The organism is Corynebacterium curieae (assembly GCF_027570035.1).
Taxonomy (GTDB): domain Bacteria; phylum Actinomycetota; class Actinomycetes; order Mycobacteriales; family Mycobacteriaceae; genus Corynebacterium; species Corynebacterium curieae.
This window is the reverse complement of record NZ_JAKMUU010000009.1, coordinates 1-22,269: the sequence shown is the minus strand read 5'-3', so window position 1 is coordinate 22,269 and position 22,269 is coordinate 1. Positions and strand designations below refer to the sequence as shown.

Below are 22,269 nucleotides of genomic sequence, written 5' to 3'. Positions count from 1 at the left end.
CGCAAGCGTCTGAAAAGATACACACTTTATGCACTCTTAGTGTTAATCGGGTTTTGGCTGGTAGCATGGGCTACATGATGAGCCTGCGAGTAGTCCACAGCGGAACGGGGTACGAGTACCTCTTGCGCTCTGTGGCTACCAACGACGGGCCAACCGATGAGCCAAGTTTGAGCAAGTATTACGCCGCGAAAGGCACCCCGCCAGGGCGCTGGATTGGACGCGGACTAGCCGGTTTTAACAACGAAGATATTCACGTTGGCGCGGAAATTTCGGAAGAAAACATGGCCGCACTCTACGGCGAAGGCTTGCATCCAGACGCGGATAATCTCATGCGTGACGGTGCGAAAGTCAAAGACATTCAGTTGGGTAGGCCGTTTGCCAATTACACCAATGACATCCCAGTTTTGGTCGCACTTCGTGACGCAGAGCGTAAGCATCGCCAGCGTGAAAAGACGCTGTTAACCCGTGAGCAGCGCTCTGACATGGCTCAAGAAATTGGCACTGATTTCTTCATTGAGGAGTTCGGACGCGAGCCAGAATCAGGCCGTGAGGTCGTTAATTGGGTCAACGGTTTGAAAGACGAAGTGCGTCAATCTGTGGCCGGTTTTGACCTTACTTTTTCGCCTGCTAAGTCGATTTCTGTGCTCTGGGCACTCGCCGATGAAGACACTTCCCGACGCATTGAGGAGCTTCATCACCGCGCTGTTGCGGAAGCTTTAGAGTGGACGGAAGACAACGCTTTGTTTACTCGCTCGGGCAAAGCAGGCGCAGAACAAGTCAAAACTAAAGGGCTTATTGCGTCCGAATTTAAGCACTATGACACCCGTGCAGGTGACCCAGATTTGCACTCGCATGTGCTTGTGTCCAACAAGGTTCAGGCCGAAGATGGGCGCTGGCTATCCATCGACGGCTACACGCTGATGAAGTTCAATCAGACGATTTCCCACCGCTTTGACTCGATACTTACGACCTTGTTGACCAACGAAATGGGCGTGCAATTCGTCCCACGTGAGCGCGATTCTGGTAAGGAACCGACGTGGGAAGTCGCCGGTATTTCCGAGGAACTTTTGGATGCTTTTTCCAAGCGTCGTGCTCACGCTCTGCCCGTCTATGAGCGCTTGGTCGAAGAGCATATTGCCCAGCGTCAGGCCAGCCCGAGCGTGCAGGAAATGAACCAGTTGTGGCAAAAAGCCATCCTGGAAACCCGCGATGCCAAGCGCGAACCAGAGACTCTCTACGAGCTGCGCGAGGCATGGCGCAAGGAAGTTTTGTCCCTGTCTGACGGCGAGAATCACCTTGCCGCAGTAGCTAATGCCCACGGCGAGAACACCGAAAACACCCGCCCACTATTTGACGTAGACGCCCATTCTGATGCCGTTATGCGCGACGCACTAGAGACGTTGCAGCGGCGTCGCTCCTACTTCCGCAAGTCCCATATTTCAACTGCTGTGGCGCAAAAACTTCAGGCATATCGCTTCGAATCAGTGACTGAACGCAACATCATCCACGACTCCATGACCGAGCTAATTGTGGAGGAACAAGCCATTGCGCTTAACGATTTCGAGATGCTAGACTTGCCTGAACGGCTGAAAGACCAGCGTGGTTTGTCGCGCGATAATTTCGCCGATTCGCAGATTTTTACCACCCAAGAAATTCTGGATACCGAAGCTAAAGCACTCGCCGCTCTGGATGAACCAGTAGCGGAATTTGCCGACTCAGTGGCTATTGATTCAACTGTTGATGCTCACGAAAAGCACGCCGGTTTTAGGCTCAACTCCGGCCAGGAAGCAATGGCACGCTACCTGCTTAACTGCGGCACACTCGCTGCTACTGGTGTCGGTCCTGCCGGTACCGGTAAGACCGCATCGCTGCGCTTGGTTGCTGACGTGTGGGCACAAAAAGGCAACAAAGTCATCGGCCTAGCACCCTCGGCACAAGCGGCCGACGTGCTCTCCCAAGACCTCGGAACCCAGGCACTGACAGTCGATAAACTGACCTTTACTTGGCGCGGAAACCACCCCAACAAGGATGGTTATAGCGTGAAAGATTTGCCGGTTGAGATTAATCCCGGCGATATGATTTTGGTCGACGAGGCCGGCATGGTCTCGACCCCCAACATCGGCTCACTGATTGAAATTGCCGAAGACGCCGGCGCAGTGGTGCGCTTTGTCGGCGACCATAAACAGCTTGGCGCGGTTGAAAACGGCGGGCTTTTTGGTGCGATGGTTAAAGAAAACGAGCGCGCCGATAACCAGCTCTCTGAGGTCATTCGCTTCGGCGGTGACAGTGAGCAATCTGCCGCCAGCTTGCGCCTGCGCGAGGGTGATACCTCCACGTTCGACTTCTACAATCAGCGCGGCTGGGTTCACGGCGGTGGGCGCTCTAGCATGCTGGAAAGTGCCGTAAGCGACTACCTTTCCGATGTTGCCAACGGCCATAACAGCCTGCTTATTGCAGCCACCAACAAAGACGTGGTGGCGCTGAACACTATGATTCGCTCCCACCGCATCGCCTGCGGTGAGGTCAACGATGAGGAGACTATTGCTATCGCGCGCGGCGAGAGCGCTGGTCTGGGAGATACTATCCTCACGCGCCAAAACCGCGTTTTTAGCGACCAGAACACCGGGGCAACCACGCGGGTGACTAACGGTGAACTACTCACCCTGGCCGACATTCGCGACGATGGAAGCATCATCGCCACCGACGATAAAGGTCATATCAAACACCTCCCGGCAGACTATGTGCGCGAGAACGTTCAACTCGGTTACGCGGCCACCGTCTATCGCGCCCAGGGCACAACCGTCGATGTCACCCGCGCGGTAATCGACCAATCCGTTGACCGAGCAGGCATGTACGTGGCACTAACCCGTGGCAAACTTGCCAACCACATCTACACCGTCAACGAGCACATCCTTGACCCAGATGCTGAAGATGGTCACTACCACTACATCGGCAACGCAAACGCCCCAGGAGCACAAGACGTCTTTAACTACGTCGTATCCAAAGACACCAACCCACGCGCCGCCCACGATATTGTCCGCGAAGTCATCGACGAACAAACCAGCCCCGAGCGCATCACCCGCCTGTGGAACCTTGGCCGCGATGACGCCATTACTGACTTCATCGACGCCTACCTACCCGACTGGATCGACACCCTGCCAGCACGTCAGATAAAGCAGCTAGAAGAATCCGACGAGGGCACTAAGCCTATTCGCCATGCGTGGACGAAGATGATTGATGCCGGAATCGACCCGCGAGCAGCCATGCAGCACGCCACGGTTGATACCGACAATGCCGAAGATATTGCCCGGCTTATCCGCTACCGACTCGACAACGAGTTTGAGCGACTGGATACCGGGCAGCGTAATCAGCTCCCGCCTATTACCTCACGCACCGACATGGAACTTGACGAGTGGCTGCGCCGCCATAACCCGCACGCAGTCCAGCACGCGAAGAAAGCCGGTCTTAACAGTGACCTGCGCGCACTCGACCAAGACGTTGTTGAGCAGATGCGCAGTCATGCCCTGGCCAAGATTGAATCCATCTCGATGGAAGAAATCATCCTGCGCCAGCGCCTGCGCCGCGCCGAGGGCGCTCACCTCAACAAGGTGAAAGCGCAGTTTAACGCGGTCTTTATCCAAACCCAGCGTATCCAGGCCTTCGAAGACGCCAAGGCCGACAAGCGTCAAAGTGAAAACGACTGCAAAACCTATCAGTTCGACCTTGAACACGGCGAACTGTTCATCATCGACCTTGAGCGCCCAGAAAACGAGCGTCACTACGACCACGGTGATAAAAACGCTGACGATTACCGGGAGATGATGCGCCAGGCAGAAACCAATCTGCGCGACGCGCAAGCCCGCCTAGACGCGTGCGACCAGCGCATTGAAGAAGCACGCCACGGACTGCCACCAGTTGCCAAGTGGCAGGAAATCCAAGCACTTGCCGCTGATACCGAACTGGGGGAGCACCGGCGCGGAGAAGCACGCGCTGCCGACGCCGAAGAAGTAGCAATGCTCAGCCAGCGGTTGGATGAAAAACGCGGCGAAAAGCTGGGCTGGCACGCCCGCTTTAGCGCTGCCACCCGCCTTGGCGACGTTAATCTTCCCGACAATGCCGAAGACCACGCCGGCTATATCGCCGATGAACTTAATGCAATTGCCGCCGAGCAGCGCCATGAAGCACAGCGGTTGGGCCTCGACTTCGACGAGACCAGCATTGAGCAGGTCTTTACCGAGGTCATCTCCGAGGCCTACACGCCCCAACAGGCACCTGCTGGCCTGGTCAATGAAGCACCGGCCCCTGCCGCCGAGACCTTCAACGATGCTCCTACTGTCCCACAGCCAGAGCAGTCGGAAGAAAACACCACGGCGTTTACCCAGCCAGAACGCAACGACACCGCTGACCTTGACACCTATGAGGATGCGGCAGACACGGTTGATACCAACGCGACGGAAAACCAGGAGCAGGCCGAGTTCGATGACCCAGAGGTCTACAGCGAGCAAGCTGCGGTCTACCGCCAGCTGGTCGACATGGTTGAAAACACCCCAGGTGAAACCGGCCAGTCAAACAATTACCTTGACTACTACCGCGAGCAAGAACAGCAGTATCTTGCCCTTGCCGATAAGGCTCAGCAGTGGCATGACGAAAACCAGCACGATGCAGCAGACGCGTCTACTGCCCTCGATGATGTCGAGGACGACGACTATGAACTCCACCCCGGAGCACAGGCAAGCCTGGACTTCTTGGCAGGACTCGAACGCGGCGAATCCGACGATAGCTACGAGGACGCATCCGACGATAACGAAGACTATGACAATACCGACTACGCCCCAGACCTAGAAGAGCAGCAACACGATACTGGCCCAGAGCTATAAAAAGTAGGGCCACGGATAACCCGTGGCCCTAATGGGAAGTAGCGACAAACGCCTACATTTCGGCTACCTGCTCATCGGCTGCTTCCTGCTCGAACTGCATGTCTGCGTCGTGGTCAGCACCCGCGCTGCTTTCGGTTTGCAGCTGGTCAACCAAATCATCACTTGGCGAGATGTCACTATCGCCAACGGCCAGCGCGTAGGTATCTATTGCCTGTGGTTCAGCGTCTTGAGCTTCTAAGTCCTCGATAACCTCTGCCGGAGACAGTGCAGTGACATCACGCCCATCATCTTCTCCTGCCTGTGCGGTAATCTCTTTGCCCACGCGTTCGACACCGTAGCGCGACATTTCCCCATCGACTGCGCCCAGACGCAGGTCATAGCCGTCTTCATCAACGAATTCATCGTTGGTGGCAGCATCATCGCCTAGAGCTGCGGCCGATTCGGCCATTCCTCGGCGGGCAAAATCAGCCACGGCCCACTCGTAGCCTTGCGGGTTGTCCTCCATCAGCGCTCGGCAACCTTCCATTGCCAGTGCTCCACCAGTCATGCGCGTCATATCTGGGTAATGAGCATCCAGACCGGAATGGAGATGAGTTCAGCTGGGGACATGGTTGGTAACCGATAAATGGCAGTGCGTCCACGGAGGCGTCCTTCCTCTCTGTGGCGCGCGCCGCTCATGATGCTGTTAAAGAATTTGAGAAGACTCCTCCAGTCTTGCGTATGGTAAACAATGTTTACCAATGCTGCCAAGGAGAGGATACTTCATATGAAACAAGGACCCCACCCTTCCGGACGTGTGGTGTCTGTACGGATGCCAGATGAAATCATTGAACGACTCGACGCTCTCTGCGATAGGACAGGACGTAGTCGAGGTTTCTACTTAAAAATGGCTATTACAGCCGTGCTTCCCAAACTAGAAGAATTCCATTGGAATCAAGTGGCTGCAGACTTCGAAGAGAAGACAATCAACAACTTGTTTAACCAAATAATGCTCAACGGGCTAAAAGAAGAGCCCGAAGAACAACAGTGACTCCACTAATGCCTTAGGTTCCGAGCAAGCTTCATCAAAGCAAACAGCCGATAAGGCTTCTTGGCAACAGCCGCCACCAGTACTAAATCTCCCAGTAAGTCACACTGATGTGATTTAATAGGCGAAGAAAATAAAAAGCCGCGCCTCACACTCGTGGGGTGCGCAGCGCGAGCGGCACACACCCTCGGTTCAAGTCCAGGGCGCGCACATTCCTCAAAAACGAGGAAACCCCCGCATCATCGAGCGCCAACTCTAGCGGGGGTCCAAAACGAAAAAGACACCGACCGTGTCGGTTAATACTTTACCACTTCCATACGGACAGTGAACAAAGCACAACACGGGCGGTGTCGATAATCCGAAAGGAGACCACGGCACCATGCAGCCCCCACACAACCCAGACGAGCGCCGCGCCAAGCTCGAAGCAGTCAAAGAACTAGCCCGCAGGCAAGAACACGACGCCGCACAAGAACTCCTCCACGCCCAAGACGTCGGCTACACCTCCAAACTCTTCGTCCAAGCACTCTTCCCCTACCGCAAAACCGAGGGAAACAACCGCACCGTCGAAACACCACAGGGGACAATCACCATCCTCTCCCAACGAGGAGTCCCCTACGGCAAGTACCCGCGCCTCATCATGGCCTACATCATCACCCGAGCAGTAGAAAACGCCGGGAGACTCAAAGAAGGAAAAATCACCCACGACGAAGCCCTACGCATCCCACTAGGCCACTCCATGAGCCACTTCCTCCAAGCAATCGGCATCACCGGACGCGGCACCGGCGGAGCAACCGGAAACTTAAAAAACATTCGCGAACAACTCCTACGCATCGCAGGCTCTTTCATCACAGTCCAAAGCGACGACGGCGTCCACGCACGCGGACACAACACCCAAATACTGGAAGACTGGAATCTCTGGTTCGACTCACGCGACCCCAACCAGGGCAGCTTCATAGAATCAGAACTCGTCCTAACCCCCCAGTTCTTCAAGCACATTGCAGAATCCCCTATCCCCATCGATCTCAACGTCCTACGCGAGCTCAACAAACCACGAGCCATGGACCTCTACATCTGGCTTACCGTAAAGCAATACTGGCTGGCGAAAAACAACCGCGACGCCTACACCTTCACCTGGGAGATGATGGCCGCAAACTTCGCCACCAAAGCTTTAGACTCCAACAACGCGCGACAGAACTTCCGCAAAGAAATTAAAAAGGCTGTCCAGGAGCTAAAGACAGCGTGGCCTAACGCCGGCATCGAAGCCAACACGGACGGAGTAACCGTCACCAGAACCGCCCCATCAGTTCAGCAGAAACCACCACGCCCCGAACTCAACTAAGCAGAACACGGAAGACTCGCGCCCTACGGGGCGCTTTCTTTTTACCCAAAGTAAACTGCGCATATTTACCACACACTCTGCGCATATTTACCACACAACCCCATTTCCCCTGGTAAAGCTGCGCATATTTACCACACAACCCCATTTCCCCTGCGCATATTTACCACACACTCTGCGCATATTTACCACACACTCTGCGCATATTTACCACACACTCTGCGCATATTTACCACACAACCCCAGGTTATCCACAGGGTTTTACCTGCATGTTTACCTATTTTCCCAGGTGGCTTATAACTATATCCCTGTATCTCTATATCCCCAGCCGATCAACCAACAAAACCGTTCAATATGGGTTACGGTTTATGCTCCCGCCTCGCCTTGCGGCTCGTTGGGCTGCCGCCCAAATCAATAGATTTGGTTGCCACACAACTCCCCCACTACTTAAGGCACACACGCATTCTCACCGACACCACGGGGAAGAAAAACAATCAAAAATAAACCTCTCCCCGATTTCGACGACCTGACACATCCGCCCACTTACCTCTACGCCCACCAGGGCGTGTCCGGGACACTCCGTAGTGTGGTGGGCATGAGCTTTTTCGACCGACTCCGCGAGACTCTCACCCACTTAGAAAACGCTCTAGACAACGCCACTCGCCCGCAGGCGGGCAGGCCAGTCTTTGCCGTCATTGACACAGAGACCACGGGGTTTAACAAGCGCTACGATCGCATTATTGAACTTGCCGTCGCCCGCTTTGATGAATCTTTCCGGCTTGTCGACCAGTGGCACACGTTGATTAATCCTGACGGCAAGCAGATTAAAAACTCCCACATTCACGGCATCACCAATGCTGATGTCGCCCACGCGCCCACCTTCCCGGAGGTCTACACCGAGTTCGCCACACGTGTAGATGGCATGGTGCTCATGGCACACAACGCCCCCTTTGATTCCAAGATGATTCTTGCTGAAGCCGAGCGCATCATCCCAGACGGGGAGGACGTGTTCTTCCCGTTCGTAGATACCATCGCCTTGGCTAAGCAGATGGTGTCCCTGCGCTCCTACAAACTCGCTTCCCTGCTTGACCATGTTGGGTTGCATAACCCGCAGTCCCACGCGGCTATCGCCGACGCGACCGCCACCGGACAGATGCTGAACAAACTTTTCGGACGCGAAGCGGCCAAGATTGCACGTCAAATCCTCGACCAGGCCGTCACCTTCAACGCCGCCCACACCACCGGCTGGGGACTACCGCAGAAGCCCACCGTCACACGCGGCTAACCCTGTAGCCGATTACTGGCGTACCCCTCCCAATGCCCCTCCCCTTGCTCTACCGGCGTAAACATCGGCCATAAGTGGCTACTGCCAGCAGGAAATAGACCCATAGCAATACCTATAGCAATAGGTTTAGCAATGGGTATAGCGCCGCGTATTACTCCTAGTGCTTGCAGCTGCTGCGCGCGCTGCCTACACTAAAAGACGAACCGGCTGATTGTCGCGCACACAGTCAGGCTGGGACAATAAAATAACCCCAACCGAGTACCAGTCGGCTGAGGTTATCGGACCTAAAGGCCCAAGTGAAGCAAGGCGTTAACGAGCTTCACTGTTGCGGTCGCAACGTTGAGAACTCCGCTCACCAGATTAAGAATTTCCGTTCTCCTGGTGGCGGGGTCTTTTTTCTTGCGACCGGGCGTATCCAATGAGTGTCTACCCATCGTCTACCTCCCTTACGTCGTAGGGTCGTTCCCTCGCCTAACAAGACGCACGGAAACAGCCCACGTACACGCGCGGACCAACCGCGCACCGACGAGGAAGCCACGCCCACACCCCACCACAAGTAGCGGGGTGTGATTGTGAACCAGTACCAACGCTAGCAGCCACACCTGACGAGACCTAGAAGCGTGATTCCACCCCTCCCTTGTAGAAGCTGCCCATGAGGGGAAACGCACATAGAGTCACTCGTAGCCGCACTCAAGTCCGTCAATTGCTTTACTCAACGCCCTAGCTAGACGCACGAAAGAGCAGGTAGAACTACACAACATCGGACATATGCTAAAGCGTATGGTTAAACATATGTCCTGCCATATGGCAGGACTGACGGGCGCGCTGATTTACCGTTACGACTGCGCCGCTTTAGGCGTTTTTCAACGCCCGATACACCGTAGGGCGGGTCACCCCGAATTCCCGCGCTAAGGCTGCTTTCGACTCCCCCGCCAGCGTGCGCTGCTTAATCTCTGCTACCTGCTGCGGGCTAAGAGCGGGTTTGCGGCCTTTGTACTTGCCGGCCTTTTTCGCCAGCGCAATCCCCTCTGCTTGGCGCTCGCGGATAATGGCCCGCTCAAACTCCGCAAACGAACCTAAAATACCGAGCATTAAATCCGCACGCGGATCTGTGGTGTCTTTCGCAAACGCGAGATTCTCATGCAGGAAAGTAACAGTCACACCTTTGCTGGTGAGTTCATCAACAATGCTGCGCAGATCCGTCAGCGATCGGGCGAGGCGGTCAATCGACGACACGACGAGTTCGTCACCGTCGCGCACATACGCCATGCACTCGACAAGCCCTGGGCGGGCAGTCTTGGTGCGGCCGGAAATCTTATCCTCAAAGAACCGGTCAATCCTGCCGGAAGCATTGAGTAGTTCTTTCTGGCGCTGATTATTCTGCTCCACCGTGGAAACACGGATATAGCCCACCCGCTGCCCATGCGAACCAGAGTCATTGCCCATTAGTCTTCGCCCCGCGGAGAGTTAAAGGCCGCGTTCTCCTGGGCGATGACCGCATCACGATAGGACTCAATCACCCGCGCCAAGTCAGACAACTGTGCCCCGTCGAGACCATCAGCGTCAGCAAGCAAGGATTGCACAATCCTGCCCAACGCCTGCTGCCCCGACGAGAGTCCACCGTGTAGATCTTTCACCCGCGCCAACGCGGGCACAGAGTCAATATGACTTTCAATATGGAAACCGTCAGACGATAACACCACACTCACCACTTTCTGTAAATATAAGATCTATACCCCGCTATACACGTGTAAAACAATGCTAGGAACGGCCCTATTTTACAGGAAACATCCTGCCCCGGACCGGCGTAACAATAGGGTGTAATCAACTATTACATGTGTCGCCCGTCTCGGAGGGAATAAGAATCAGAGCACGATTCTAGAAATAAACCCTTGAGGATATTTTTCGGCTGTAAAGTACAGTGAATTGGTGCAGGACAAAATTTTTGCGCATTGAAGTGTGGAGTGTGGAATATGAAGGCTGAGTGGAGTTCATCAGCTTTCGGGGGCTATGAATTCTCTTTTGAAGAGATATTTTGCTGAAGAAAACCTGATTTCCCCCGGGGCTGTCGAGCTTAGAGCGGCTTGGAGAACGCCTCGATTCGTCTACTGCGTATTTTCAGTAATGTCTACGCGGGGGCTTGCGTATCTTGGTATGGAATTGCCCCCGATACCGAGTACTGGGGGCGTCTCTTCGGAGGAAGATACTGCTGTAAAAGGTTGGGCGGATAAACTTGCTGGCGACCCATTTGCCGGGGACCTGGACTATGGATCAGGAGATAAAATCGAGTGGCTTGGGGAAGTCAGCAACAACGTTCCTCAGCATTTTATCGAATTGAGAAGGATGAAAGCAGACAGAATAGTAGACGCAGAGCTTTACATTCCGCTAACGAGACACGGCTAACCTTTTCTTATGTCTTACCACATATATTTTTTTAGTCTAGACCTTTTTCCATGTTAAACCATTGAGGAACTACGTCGCTGTCATCGTTTGGTTCTTTTCGTCCAACCGATGAAAATCATTAGCACAAACAAAAGTGACCTTAACTAACTGCTCTAGCTAAGGTCACTTTTCTTGCATCATGATTTTACGTTTTAATTACGCTCAAACCGTAAACGGACGTCCGTAGTCAATGTATTCATTACTCTTTTCCTGGAACGGAGCTAAAAGGTAGCGGCTTTTCCATGGGCAAGGAACTCTCCACAGATAGTAATCATCACCTACATATCCGTCTTCCCGTAGCACTCCTTCTGTCTCAGGGCGGGGGCGTACAACTCCATTAAACTTTTCGGGGATAAGGGCTCTACGACCTACTGGATCCGTCCACTGGAAATCACGTTCCCACCCTTCGTTAAAAGAACACCCATCAAAATAAACTAATGCCTCACCCGGTGGGCTGAAAGAATGGGGAAGATTCTCTATCGGAATTTCCTCGTACCAGATGTCATGGTCTACTTTTTTACCTTCTTCAATCCACTCGAGAATCTCTTGCTCATCAAAACTGGCACCTGCAAGAACCTGGATTGCACTACCTTGGATTGCACTACCATGCGAGTCTAGAAGGAAGCGTTTGACGTAGGCGAGATAAATATTAGATATATGCATTAACCGAGTCCTACCTTTTAAAGGTTGCCAGGAATCTTACATTCAACGCGAGCCGGATTACTATAAGCCCTCGCATAATAAGTTCCCGTTGAGGTAACAATTGTTCCTTCAGTTACCCCGATAAATGAGGTTTCGACGTCTCCAATGCAATCTTGTTCCACTTCACGCGAGGTGTACCCATGATGGTCGACCTGCTTGTCTGCGGGGTTGGTCGCGGGGGCTAACTCGTACACCACGCTAATGGACGCAACCGTTAGGTTTTATTGTTCTCTTTAGGAGAGTGGGTAAAATTGACCAGTTTTAACTGAATTAACTTCTTTAATTAGAGCTGTATGGTTGAGGAATCTGTTTCAGAGAAAAGTCTGAGCGTAGTAACTTTCGGAGCTGAGCGAGAAAGACAAATTCCATCCAGAGACGTTAATTGTTAGCTACGTAGATCAACCACTTTAACTATTTTTCCATTAGTTTCACTTAACTGTGAAACTACTTTGACGTTGACGGTGATACCTATTTTTTCTCTGATCTTTTTCTGTAACATTCTTTCCACTTCTTCCGAATGATCGTCAAGCTGATTGGCTGACTTTTCGACTTTTAGCGTCAGACTATCTAGTCTGTTTTGTGTTGTTATTTCGCATTGAAAACGTTGATTTAGTCTCGGATCTTGGCCTATGATTTCTTCAAATTGATTAGGGAAACAGTTGATTCCCCGTATGGTAAACATATCGTCAGTCCTTCCTTTGATCCTTTCTATTTGCTGGAAGAAGTTCTCACTCTCAGGAAGAAAGCGAGTTAAATCATGTGTACGGTACCTTATTAAGGGGCAAGATTCTTTAGAGAGAGTCGTAACTACAAGTTCTCCTAATTCTCCCAAAGGTACGGGGCGCAGGGAGACAGGATCGACAATCTCTGCGAAAAAATGATCATCCCAGACAGTTAAGCATCCCTTACCGCTGACGCTTTCTTGAGCTACTCCAGGTCCCATCAACTCAGCCATCCCATACATATCAACTGCTTGTACATTAAATCCCTCCTCAATTTCTTTGCGGGTGGATTCACTGCATGTTTCAGCCCCAAATATTGCCAGCCTTAGGCTTGTTAGGCGAGGGTCTCGCTTGTGTTCTCGATATTTATCAAGAAGTTTTAGAAGGTAGCTAGGAGTGCCCATTAAGACCGTGGGGCGTATCATATCAATTAGCTGAATTTGACGTTGGGTTTGACCTGTCGAAGCGGGAATAATGGAGGCCCCAAGAGTTTCTGCGCCTTGGTGACAACCAAGTCCCCCAGTAAATAATCCATATGCAAAAGTAACTTGTATGGTATCTTGTGGCGTAACTCCGCAGAATTCCAAAGACCGTGCGACAAGTTTCGACCATGTATTCAGATCATTTTTTGAATAAGGAATTACCTTAGGTCTACCTGTAGACCCAGATGATACGTGAATTCTTGAAACATTTTCGGCTGGTATTGAAATAAAATTAGACGGATAGCCTGAATGAAAGGCGGTTGCGTCTGTGAATGGGAATTTATCCAAGTCGTCTAAGCAATGAAAATCTGAAGCAGTGACTCCAGATTTGTTAAAATTCGCTTGGTAGAAGCTTGAGTTGCGATAGCTGTTATGTAAAATTTTTTTTATCTTATGTTGCTGGAGTGACAGGACTTCGTCACGGCTGGAAAAACTGGGGAAATGGCTAGAACGGTGCAATTTGAATCGCCTTCAATTGTTTAATTGTTAAAACCAAAAAATGGGTGTTTGATTGTAAAAATATCTGATGTCTATGTTTGATAAAACATGTTAATTTTCCCTTTTGAAATCTACCCCAAAAAATTTACCACCTGGTTGGAGATGTATCCCTTCTTGGAGAGGGCCGATGTCAATAAGTTCAAAGTCAATAGCTTCTATAAATCGTCTTACAAGTTGCTTTGCTTTTAGATCATCGCCCGCCATCATAAGTGTCTGTTTGCGCTGACCATTTTTGTCATTCCTGTATAAATCATGGTAACTAATGTGATTGAGTGTTTTAACAACTTTCGCTTCTGAAAGAAATTCTTGAACTAGACTGCTCGTGTCAACTTCTTGTAATGGCCACTCTTCAGACTCTTCGATTTCTGGGGGCCAGTGGTTCATCGCATCTATGACAGTCTTACCTTTAAAAAAAGTACTGTCTAAAGTATCTAGATTGTTGATAGGAATCGCCAATAGTATAAGATCCTTGTTGGCTATCACAGAAGGGGGAGCAAACTCGAATCCCGTTTTGGGACAATGGTATACATTTGTTTGATTAAAATGTTTGAGCGCAAAAACAACATCTAGCCCAACAGACACCGCTCGTTTGGCAATGGCTGTACCTAGTTTTCCACTTCCGTAAATCCCCAGAGATAATTGCTCCATACCCTATCCACGGCTCGCCTTAATGGAGGTTAATTTGAGTATTCCTGTTTTATAATAACGTTTCTATATAATTGTGCGAGTGTCTGGGACTTCATATAGCCGAAGTGATCGCCTTTATATGTGTATAATTGGGCGCCTGAAGCGTGGGATGCCCACCACTCCTTATCCTGGGATGTGCAAAGGTTGTCATCTGTTCCAAATATTAGGGCGGAAACGTATTTAACTGCTGGTAACGCGTATGGGTAAATGTTTTTGGCAGCACTAAAGTCTTCTACAACCTTTTGTGAAACATATCTTTCAAAGGACTTAGGTATCTCTATATGGGTAGGGAAAACTTCAATTAAGGAATCGATAATTGATTCGCTTGCTACGTTTGATGTAATAAGAGGGTTACCCGGACCTGGAGATCCTGATATAATTACGCGTGGATTTTTGACAGTCTCTTCAGCGATAAAATTGGCCAAAGCTAAGGCGAGACCGCAGCCCAAGCTATGCCCAAAAAGGACAATACTATCTTGCGTATAAGCACTTTTTTCCTCTAAGGATTTGGCCACGTTTAGTAATTTATCGGCTGTGTGTTTTTTAAAATCCCTAGAGGGGGGAATCTCAATTGGAGAAAGAGGGAAATCAGATGGAAATAAAGCTTTATAGTGATTTTTAGTGGCCCCTGCAGGAAGGCATGCTCCAAAAATGTGCTTTTCTGAGCTTTTGTTATTCTGCATCCTACCCTCATTAAAGCTATAAAAATTCTTTTAATGGCGCATCAGAAAGTATCATCTCTGGCGATACATCTAAAGATGCTTCTTTCTCCAATTGCTCAGATAGCAAAATGGCACTAAAGCTATCTCCCCCTTGTTCAAGGAAGGTTTTATCTAAGTCAGGGGTTTGTCCAACTACTGTTTCAAAAATCTTTTCAAAGGAGGACTGACTGTTCATTTTCCCTCTTTAATACGATATGTGTTGTAGAACCTGCGATACCTATCATTGTAACACCAGCCAAGCCGTTTTGCTTTACGTGTTTCGTTCCGTCTCCCAATTGAAATTCGGGGGACAGTAATTCCTTGTCTTCGTGACAGATTGCCTCTTCAGAGCAAGAGGGAGTTTGTTGGTTCTTAAGAAGATCAATGCTCCTAACAAGCGATACTAGTCCCGAAGCGGCATCGAGGTGGCCGGTTAGCTCTTTTGATGCCCCTAGGACTATTTTTTCTTTACTACTGTGTGAAGAATGGTAACAACGCCTCAACGCATCAATTTCGAGAGCGTCTCCAATACGTGTTCCTGTCCCGTGTGTTTCAATAAATGATGCTTCCTTTAAAGGGAAACCTGCTTTAAGCCAAGCGCTATTAATTGCAGTTTGTTGAGCTTGGACCGACGGAGCTAGGAAGCTGGCACGATCATTTCCAGCATTAGCTGTATAAGCGCCTACAATTTGAATTTTGCTTTTTTCAGTTCTTTGCTTTGATAGGGTTATCCCTCCATATCCCAATCCCGGCCATGATCCGTTTCGAAGAGTTGTAAAAGGCGCACATCTTTGGGATTCACTCAAGATAGAGGTTGCTTTAAAAGCCTCTGCGCCAACTTCCATGTTTGATGCAAGAATTATCGCATTATCGATATAGCCCCCTTCATTTAGGGCCTTTGCTAGAGTGATTGCAGAACCAAAAGAATCGCATGTTGAGGCTGTGTATATCCCTAAGCCTTTTAGATTTAGTCCATACGAAATAATTCCGGGCAGCATATCGTACATTCCGTACCGGGAAGTTGTCTTGTGGGTTGTGGCATTTTGCGGGTTCCCCACTGTAATAAACACGCCCGTTATGCCTTCTTTAGGTAGTTTAAGATGGGCTGCAGTCTGCAATATAGAGCGAAAATTGATATCTGTCGAGATACCTGTGAATTTGTTGAAACATTTTGGTACCGCAGGTAGCGGAGGCTTCGGACCTGCTAAATGTTTAGAAAAGGAGTCGAGCTTTACCCCCTCTCTCAGAGCTTGAATTGTCTCATTCTGACTATAATTTTCGAGGTTGAGAGAGTAATCATATATCCACATCCGTATCATCTTTCCTTAGTATTTAAAGACCTTTTGGCAACATTGATACTAACTTGAAGCGGAGTGAAGAATTGAAAAATGTCAACCGCGTCAATAGGGATTCCGATTGCTACCAATTCACCGATTCGCCTTAATAGCTGAAGTGAAGTCACACCAAAATCAAAAATGGATTCATTTATGGGAACTTCTGGAAAAGCACGGTGGATGTGACTGAGCACCTCATCCAATCTATTTACATAAGCATTGAAAGCGTCACTAGTTGCGGAGACGTATATTTCTAACTTCTCTGGACGTATTTCAATAGTAAGCCTATCGAGCCCTAGATTGCACTCTTGATGTATGACGTGGTGATTTGCAATCACCACTTCGTTTGCGTTTTCCACGTTATCCCCTAGCGGCATCCTAACATAGGAGTAAGGATATCATATATAACTTTTATAGCTTCTTTCTCCATGCTCTGTTCTTTTGCAGTGGCCGATATCTTAACGTCCCTCCCTAATTCTTCTATTAGACAGTCACAATCTGTCCTTCGCAATAAGGGATAAGCTCCTAAAGGCTCCATTGCGGGCAATGGGTATAGTATCGGGAATACGTCCAAGGTTAAAGAGCCTTGCCCACTTTGCCTTGCATCGTCGTCTATGAGTGGCTCGTATTCTACACGAGATTCAGTGTAGCGAGCTCCATCGTCTGAAAGACGCTTAGGGGAAACAATACTTTTCAAGTTTAGTGTTTCGGACAAGGACGTAGCTATATCCATTAGGATCTCTGCAGAAATATATTTTGAGTGAGGGTTGCGGATGGTTATTGACGTCCACTGCAACCTATCTCGCGTTGGTTGTATTAAAGCCCTGGCTCTTTCAAGGGTTGAAAGTTCACTCTTTGAAAGACGGAGCTCTTCCAATAAGGAAGGGGTATCGCACGACTTTCCAAGCATCAATTCCCGTACAATATTCCAAAATGCAGTTCCATCAAGAAGAGAATGGTGGGCCGCTATGAACAATTCAACTTCGGTGGGTGAAGCGAAAAAATAGATTGAAACTTGAGATGGGATTGGCGGAGTTTTACTGACAATCGAAAGGGCAAGCTTCTCTAAAGAAATTTCATTGTCTGTAGAGATCGAATGTACAATAATTGACTCGGATTCTGCATTGATTTTTTTAAGCAATTTACGCCGTTGTGCAAAAGCCGCATTAACAGACTTAAACCGCCAACGATATCCGATTAAGTAACTATCGTGACGATCCTTAAGGATCTCTAGAAGAATGTCGGAATTAATTTTCATATATTCCAGTACATATCGAGCGGATTGTTGTTTGAGGTACGAAAAAGCACGGGAGCCGTTCCGCTAGCTTCTCGCTTTTAGTCGAAAGCACAATTTGGAGAACCTCAAGAGAAGTTAGGTTAAAAGATGTAATATCATCGTCTGGGCGGACCTTTTCTCCAGATATTTCGGATATCTGCAAACAAAGTTGTGATACTAAATTTGAAGTGCTACTCATGGAATCTAGATACTTCCTTCCCTCGCTTGCTTAACGGAATGTTTTTCTGAAAAGAAATCATAGACGGGATCCCTCTTTTTTGAAGGTACATCTTAACTTCTTTAGCCACTTTCGACCGTTTCTGTTTGGGTACATCGATGAGAGATACTTTCACCATGTCGATTCCTGATGTACTAGATTCTTTACTCAGCCAAACCCTTTGATTTAACAAGGTTTCCAGTTCAGTACTAACTATGGAGAGATTTACCCTTAGTCCTGCTATTTTTTCGACATCATTACAACGGGATATATACTCAAGTCCTTCTTCTGTCTCCCTAACAAGATCCCCTGTTTTGAACCAAGTGTGGGAAAATGAGTTACTTGGATCGTTTGCCTGGCAAAGGTTTTTAACTTGAATCCCGGAAAGAAGTAGTTCACCTATAGAATCCCGATTTCCTTGATGGCAAATACGCCAATCTACATTTGGGTAAGGAAATCCGACTATTTGTCGGGTGCTTCCTTTTTCAAGTACGTATGCGGCACACGTAATTGTAGCTTCTGTAGGGCCGTATGAATTCACAACCAAGCTGTTTGGAAAAATTTGCTTAAAAACTCTTAATGCAGGTGGAAAATAGGCCTGCCCCCCAATGACCACTGTTATTTTCCGATTATTTACCCTTTTACCACTGAGTATAGTAAAAGCATTAAAGACGCCAGTTGGAATATCAATAGTGTCAATACTGTATTGCTCAAATACATCGTCTAACGAATAAATTGCATCGATTATCTTTATGTGGGGAATTACAAGCACACCACCGTAAATTGCAGTTAAGAGAAGTTCTTCTAGAAACGCATCAAATTCGCAAGCATTACTTTGAAGGACGCGCCCACTCCAGCAGTCTTTTCCAGTAGCCTTCACTAAACCCGTAAGAGCGTTCATGACACCATTCGATGTGAATTCGATCATTTTAGGCTGGCCGGTTGTGCCTGAAGTCATGAAGAAGCACAGCGTTTCATTTTCCTGCGGAAGAGGCTGGGTTCCAACAGTTACTTGGTGTTCTATCGAATCAGGAAGGACTTTTAGTACACTTAACTTAATGTCAAGTAGTCCTGTAGCGTCAGAGTACGATTGCTGCACATCAGCAGCTTCAGGGTTTTGTATAAAAACGAAGGGGACCTTAGACTCAATTAATCGGAGCGTAAACCACACTAGTACAGCCGTCGGTTCGCCATCGAGAACTAGAATAGAATTCTCTGTTAAAGAGAGATCAAAAGACAAAGCTATTTCTTTAGCGTTAAGCGTCTTTGAAAGCTTCCCGCATCCATAGTCTTCAACAGAGAAATTAGGTGAAACTTGAATCATTAGCTCGTTCCATTATTTTTTTAATGAAGTTATCTGTCGCCCTCTCTACTTGAGGATCGCAGTCTTTGCTTTCGATTACAGCGCTAAGGGCCTTATCCCTTTCCCTCAATGTCAAAACGTGAGCGTCTTCATCTACGCCCGGATAAATCCGCATAAATGATGCGTTTGCTGGCATGTGCATCGAGCCAATATTGTCTCGAAGAAACATGAATACGAAGCTAAAGAGTGCATCGGTATCGCCTAATATTTGTTTAGACCAGTTCGCTAGAACACTTCTAGGAGTTTCCGCGTATCGAATTGCGGTTCGAAGGTTGCTTAAAGTGACTGCCCTATCAAGACACCCTTCATGGAAAACGCACCTTACCGGAACGACGTTCATTATGTAACCAACTGTTGAGACAAATTTTCCCGAGTTTCTATTCCCAACAGGAACATTAATGATTATGTCTGATTTTAAGGAGTTAGCCAACTGTTCGGCGTATAGCAAGAAAAGATATTCAAAGAAGGTTATAGAACTTCGTTTTGCCTCCCTTTCTAAGGGGGCGACGTCCTGGCATATTGCAAATTCGAGATGTTTTGAAGATGAACCTTTTTTACCGACAATACTTTCTCTAAAAATTCCAGCTTGCAATTGCGTTTTCCAGAATTTCTCTACAACCGCATCGACATGTTCATCGCAGTGTATATCATTATATTCCTTCAAGTTATCTATAGGAGAAGAGAATTTCCCTTTCGAGTTATAAAATTCAGTTAATGTTTGATGGATAATTCGAAAGCTCCACCAATCTGATGCTACGTGATGAAATTGTAAGAGCATTTGGTCGATGCATCCGTCAGACTTGAACAGAAAGGCTCGAAACGGTGGTTCAGCAAAAAGGTTAAATGGAACGCGTGCTTGCCGATAGATTATATCGTACTGCTCGCGCATCGAATATCCATCAATGGCTTCTATTTTCAGCTTTTCTTTTGTGGGGGTTGGGACGATTTTTCCTTCCCTAAAAGTTGCTACTGTGTTGAGGCTGCTAAAATGATCTGATACAAACTGAATTGACTTACGTAAGAGATTTTCGTCTGGTGGTTCAGGAAAGCTATAAAGGCCATTCAAATTTAGCGCCGCGTTTTGATGAATCGCTTGCGCTGAGATCAGGTCGAGCTGACGCCGGTTATATTGCACTCTAGATACTCCTTAGGATATCCTGCAGTTGAAGAAGCTGATTTGTCTCTTGATCTAGTGAGTCTGTGTATTCGAATAAAAGGATCAGCTCATCAACTCCGGCCTTTTTATACTTATTTAATCTATTTAATATCTCATCAGGGGGGCCTATAAGTCCCGTTTTTTCTGTCATGCGTTTAATGCTCTTTGAAACCATAAGCTCCTGATTGGTCTGTGACAGTGATGAAGACGAACCATGGCGTTTAAGATACCCCTTAATCTTGTCGGGATAGTTTCCTTCTTTAGAGCTTGAGCTTTCGGCCCAAAAATGAGTCATGCATGCCACCCAGCCAGAATCGTGTCGGTTAGGCGAATTTACTAATTGCATCCGATATCTAGTAATAAGATCTCTCAATGTTGAAAAATCTTTTCCAAAGACACCACAATAGACCCCTAAGCCCTGTGCGCCGGCCTCCTCCCAACGGGAAACCGAACTCGATATCGTCGTTAAAAGATTTTCTGCAGAGCGAAAGTAGCTATCTTGACGTAAAATCTCCGTAAAAGAATGCAAGCACTCATACCGTGACTCGAAATTAGCCTCATATCGTTCAAACTCCTGCTGATCCCAACCTGCCCCAACCGAGACTCGCAATCGGTTTGATGAAAGAATACTAATCTGCTGCACTTGATCAAAAAGCGAGCTAGGCGAATGTAACGCGGGGATTAAGCTTCCTGTCCCTAAATGAATTTTTTTGTCGAGAGCTGAACAAAAGGCAATGTTTAATAATGGGTTACAATGATGACAAGAAAGGTGAGGGGCATGTCGTTCGGGAAACCAGATTGTATGGATGAGTTCCGAGTCGACAAACTTCAAAAAATTTTCCAATTCACGTGGGAAGCTTTCCCTAGAGTGGTCACCGTTCCCAAAGATTGAAAGTGATACCTTCAACGCAACCTCCATAAATGAAAACTTTTAGTCGCTAACTGCGTTTTACTATACCCCTAGTGGTTAGCTATAGCTTGAGAATAAAGAGTGACAATAGGCACCAACTCCACTAGTGTGTTTTTTATGACGATATACAATCAAGTGTCTGTTAACGATGAAGAACCAGCTGAACCAAACTCGAAAGAGGAAGTTACACCTCAAGTCCCAATGCCTGTCGATGCTCTTATTCAGCAAAGGCTTTTTGATAGTCGAACTGTTTCCCTGTTTGGAGAGGTGAAGGGGGAACAATGTCAAGCTATTTGTGGTCAAATGCTTGCGATGTCTGAAGATGATCCCAAGGCTCCAATAACCATGCTTATTGATAGTCCTGGTGGTGACCTTCTTGCTGGAATGATGGTATACGATCTTATGAAGACGATAGAAGCACCCGTTCGCACTGTCGCAATGGGCTTAGCGGCTAGCATGGGCCAATTCTTGTTGAGCGCGGGCACTAAAGGTCAACGTTGGGTGTTTCCCTCCGCACGAATAATGATGCACCAACCATCATCAGGCATTGGTGGATCAGCGGAAGATATTCTAATCCAGGTCCAACAGCATCGCTTAACTCGGGAACTTTTTGAAAAAGAACAAGCCAACAACATTGGCCAACCGGTAGAAAAGATCCATGAAGACAGTGAACGTGACCGCTGGTTTCAAGCTAGAGAAGCTGTTGAGTATGGAATAGCAGATCATGTCCTGTCTTCTTGGAGGCAGATTAAAAGTAACACTTCGATCGATAATCAGTAAGGCAACGTAATGCCACTACGGGTTGATGAAGAAGAACACTTTTGGGCTAGTACTTTTCTAGATAGTATTCCGCTAAACAAAATTCTTTTAGAAAGCAGATCATTGACCATTTCTAAAAGAGATCTGCTTTATCTATCTTTTTTTTTAAAAGAATTCTGTTACGGAAGTCGCACCACAATAGATGTGCCTAAAAGAGCATTAATTATTTGTAGTAATAGCCCTATAGATTACGCCTGCTATCTCGCATGCGTAATAGCTGGAATTTCCGTTATCCCTTTATCACCTGTAACTTTTCGAGAACAGAGAGAAAAAGTCATTAGTTCTCTCGGCCCGACAATTGTAGTCACCCCAGATTACCAAAAAGATTTTGCAGAACAGGATTCCCCTTTCCTCCTAAGACACAGTGATATTTTTGGTATTTTGCACAAAGTAGACGGTAACTTTGATAAAAAGCCACTCTGGCGCATCAATTTA

General features: G+C 48.2%; 21 protein-coding genes. 7 read left to right on the top strand and 14 right to left on the bottom strand.

Annotated elements, in window-relative coordinates:
• The first annotated feature begins 74 nt into the window (after positions 1–74).
• Complete coding sequence (gene mobF / locus L8V01_RS10845) at positions 75–4,877, top strand: MobF family relaxase (RefSeq protein ID WP_269947059.1); 4,803 nt, start codon at positions 75–77, stop codon at positions 4,875–4,877.
• Positions 4,878–4,929: 52 nt separating this feature from the next.
• Here the strand turns inward: mobF and L8V01_RS10840 are convergent, their stop codons facing one another.
• Entirely contained in the window at positions 4,930–5,433 is a 504-nt protein-coding gene (locus tag L8V01_RS10840; protein WP_269947058.1) for a hypothetical protein, read from the bottom strand.
• Between the two features lie 210 nt (positions 5,434–5,643).
• On the opposite strand from L8V01_RS10840, the gene L8V01_RS10835 reads away from it, so the two are divergent.
• The 3 genes from L8V01_RS10835 to L8V01_RS10825 all read left to right on the top strand — a co-directional run bounded on the left by L8V01_RS10835 (position 5,644) and on the right by L8V01_RS10825 (position 8,525).
• Positions 5,644–5,907: a ribbon-helix-helix domain-containing protein gene (locus L8V01_RS10835; protein WP_269947057.1), complete on the top strand. Its 264-nt coding sequence runs from the start codon at positions 5,644–5,646 to the stop codon at positions 5,905–5,907.
• 376 nt (positions 5,908–6,283) lie between these two features.
• On the top strand, positions 6,284–7,243 hold the full coding sequence (locus L8V01_RS10830) for a replication protein RepA (RefSeq protein WP_269947056.1): 960 nt from the start codon (positions 6,284–6,286) through the stop codon (positions 7,241–7,243).
• A 592-nt stretch (positions 7,244–7,835) separates the two neighbouring features.
• On the top strand, positions 7,836–8,525 hold the full coding sequence (locus tag L8V01_RS10825; RefSeq protein ID WP_269947055.1) for a 3'-5' exonuclease: 690 nt from the start codon (positions 7,836–7,838) through the stop codon (positions 8,523–8,525).
• Positions 8,526–9,377: 852 nt separating this feature from the next.
• Here the strand turns inward: L8V01_RS10825 and L8V01_RS10820 are convergent.
• Positions 9,378–9,971 carry a recombinase family protein gene (locus L8V01_RS10820; protein WP_269947054.1) on the bottom strand — a complete coding sequence of 198 codons (594 nt, stop codon included), beginning with the start codon at positions 9,969–9,971 and terminating at the stop codon, positions 9,378–9,380.
• Entirely contained in the window at positions 9,971–10,228 is a 258-nt protein-coding gene (locus tag L8V01_RS10815; RefSeq protein WP_269947053.1) for a hypothetical protein, read from the bottom strand. Before L8V01_RS10815 ends, L8V01_RS10820 begins: the two co-directional genes overlap by 1 nt.
• A gap of 307 nt (positions 10,229–10,535) precedes the next feature.
• Here L8V01_RS10815 and L8V01_RS10810 point away from each other — a divergent pair, with 307 nt between their 5' ends.
• Positions 10,536–10,928, top strand: coding sequence for a hypothetical protein (locus L8V01_RS10810; protein WP_269947052.1), 393 nt, complete (start codon positions 10,536–10,538; stop codon positions 10,926–10,928).
• A gap of 201 nt (positions 10,929–11,129) precedes the next feature.
• Here L8V01_RS10810 and L8V01_RS10805 read toward each other — a convergent pair whose 3' ends face one another.
• The 11 genes from L8V01_RS10805 to L8V01_RS10755 all read right to left on the bottom strand — a co-directional run bounded on the left by L8V01_RS10805 (position 11,130) and on the right by L8V01_RS10755 (position 21,024).
• Positions 11,130–11,630, bottom strand: a complete 501-nt coding sequence (locus L8V01_RS10805; RefSeq protein ID WP_269947051.1) for a hypothetical protein — start codon at positions 11,628–11,630, stop codon at positions 11,130–11,132.
• A gap of 424 nt (positions 11,631–12,054) precedes the next feature.
• Positions 12,055–13,332, bottom strand: a complete 1,278-nt coding sequence (locus L8V01_RS10800) for a phenylacetate--CoA ligase family protein (protein ID WP_269947050.1) — start codon at positions 13,330–13,332, stop codon at positions 12,055–12,057.
• Between the two features lie 90 nt (positions 13,333–13,422).
• A complete protein-coding gene (locus L8V01_RS10795; RefSeq protein ID WP_269947049.1) occupies positions 13,423–14,019 on the bottom strand; it encodes an NADPH-dependent F420 reductase in 597 nt (198 codons plus the stop codon).
• 29 nt (positions 14,020–14,048) lie between these two features.
• Complete coding sequence (locus L8V01_RS10790; RefSeq protein WP_269947048.1) at positions 14,049–14,741, bottom strand: thioesterase domain-containing protein; 693 nt, start codon at positions 14,739–14,741, stop codon at positions 14,049–14,051.
• A gap of 16 nt (positions 14,742–14,757) precedes the next feature.
• Positions 14,758–14,955, bottom strand: coding sequence for an acyl carrier protein (locus tag L8V01_RS10785; protein WP_269947047.1), 198 nt, complete (start codon positions 14,953–14,955; stop codon positions 14,758–14,760).
• Complete coding sequence (locus tag L8V01_RS10780; protein WP_269947046.1) at positions 14,933–16,069, bottom strand: beta-ketoacyl synthase N-terminal-like domain-containing protein; 1,137 nt, start codon at positions 16,067–16,069, stop codon at positions 14,933–14,935. The genes L8V01_RS10785 and L8V01_RS10780 overlap by 23 nt, the downstream gene beginning before the upstream one ends.
• Positions 16,070–16,074: 5 nt before the next feature.
• The gene (locus L8V01_RS10775; RefSeq protein WP_269947045.1) at positions 16,075–16,452 is read right to left on the bottom strand and encodes a hypothetical protein; all 378 of its coding nucleotides are present in this window, start codon (positions 16,450–16,452) and stop codon (positions 16,075–16,077) included.
• An 8-nt stretch (positions 16,453–16,460) separates the two neighbouring features.
• The gene (locus tag L8V01_RS10770) at positions 16,461–17,351 is read right to left on the bottom strand and encodes a hypothetical protein (RefSeq protein ID WP_269947044.1); all 891 of its coding nucleotides are present in this window, start codon (positions 17,349–17,351) and stop codon (positions 16,461–16,463) included.
• Positions 17,352–17,560: 209 nt separating this feature from the next.
• Complete coding sequence (locus tag L8V01_RS10765) at positions 17,561–18,910, bottom strand: AMP-binding protein (RefSeq protein ID WP_269947043.1); 1,350 nt, start codon at positions 18,908–18,910, stop codon at positions 17,561–17,563.
• Entirely contained in the window at positions 18,891–20,084 is a 1,194-nt protein-coding gene (locus L8V01_RS10760; RefSeq protein ID WP_269947042.1) for a condensation domain-containing protein, read from the bottom strand. The genes L8V01_RS10765 and L8V01_RS10760 overlap by 20 nt, the downstream gene beginning before the upstream one ends.
• Before the next feature lies 1 nt (position 20,085).
• Positions 20,086–21,024, bottom strand: a complete 939-nt coding sequence (locus L8V01_RS10755) for an LLM class flavin-dependent oxidoreductase (RefSeq protein ID WP_269947041.1) — start codon at positions 21,022–21,024, stop codon at positions 20,086–20,088.
• A gap of 108 nt (positions 21,025–21,132) precedes the next feature.
• Here L8V01_RS10755 and L8V01_RS10750 point away from each other — a divergent pair, with 108 nt between their 5' ends.
• Complete coding sequence (locus tag L8V01_RS10750; protein WP_269947040.1) at positions 21,133–21,795, top strand: ClpP family protease; 663 nt, start codon at positions 21,133–21,135, stop codon at positions 21,793–21,795.
• A 9-nt stretch (positions 21,796–21,804) separates the two neighbouring features.
• Positions 21,805–22,269, top strand: a 465-nt coding sequence (locus L8V01_RS10745) for a hypothetical protein (protein WP_269947039.1), incomplete at its 3' end; no start/stop codon positions are given.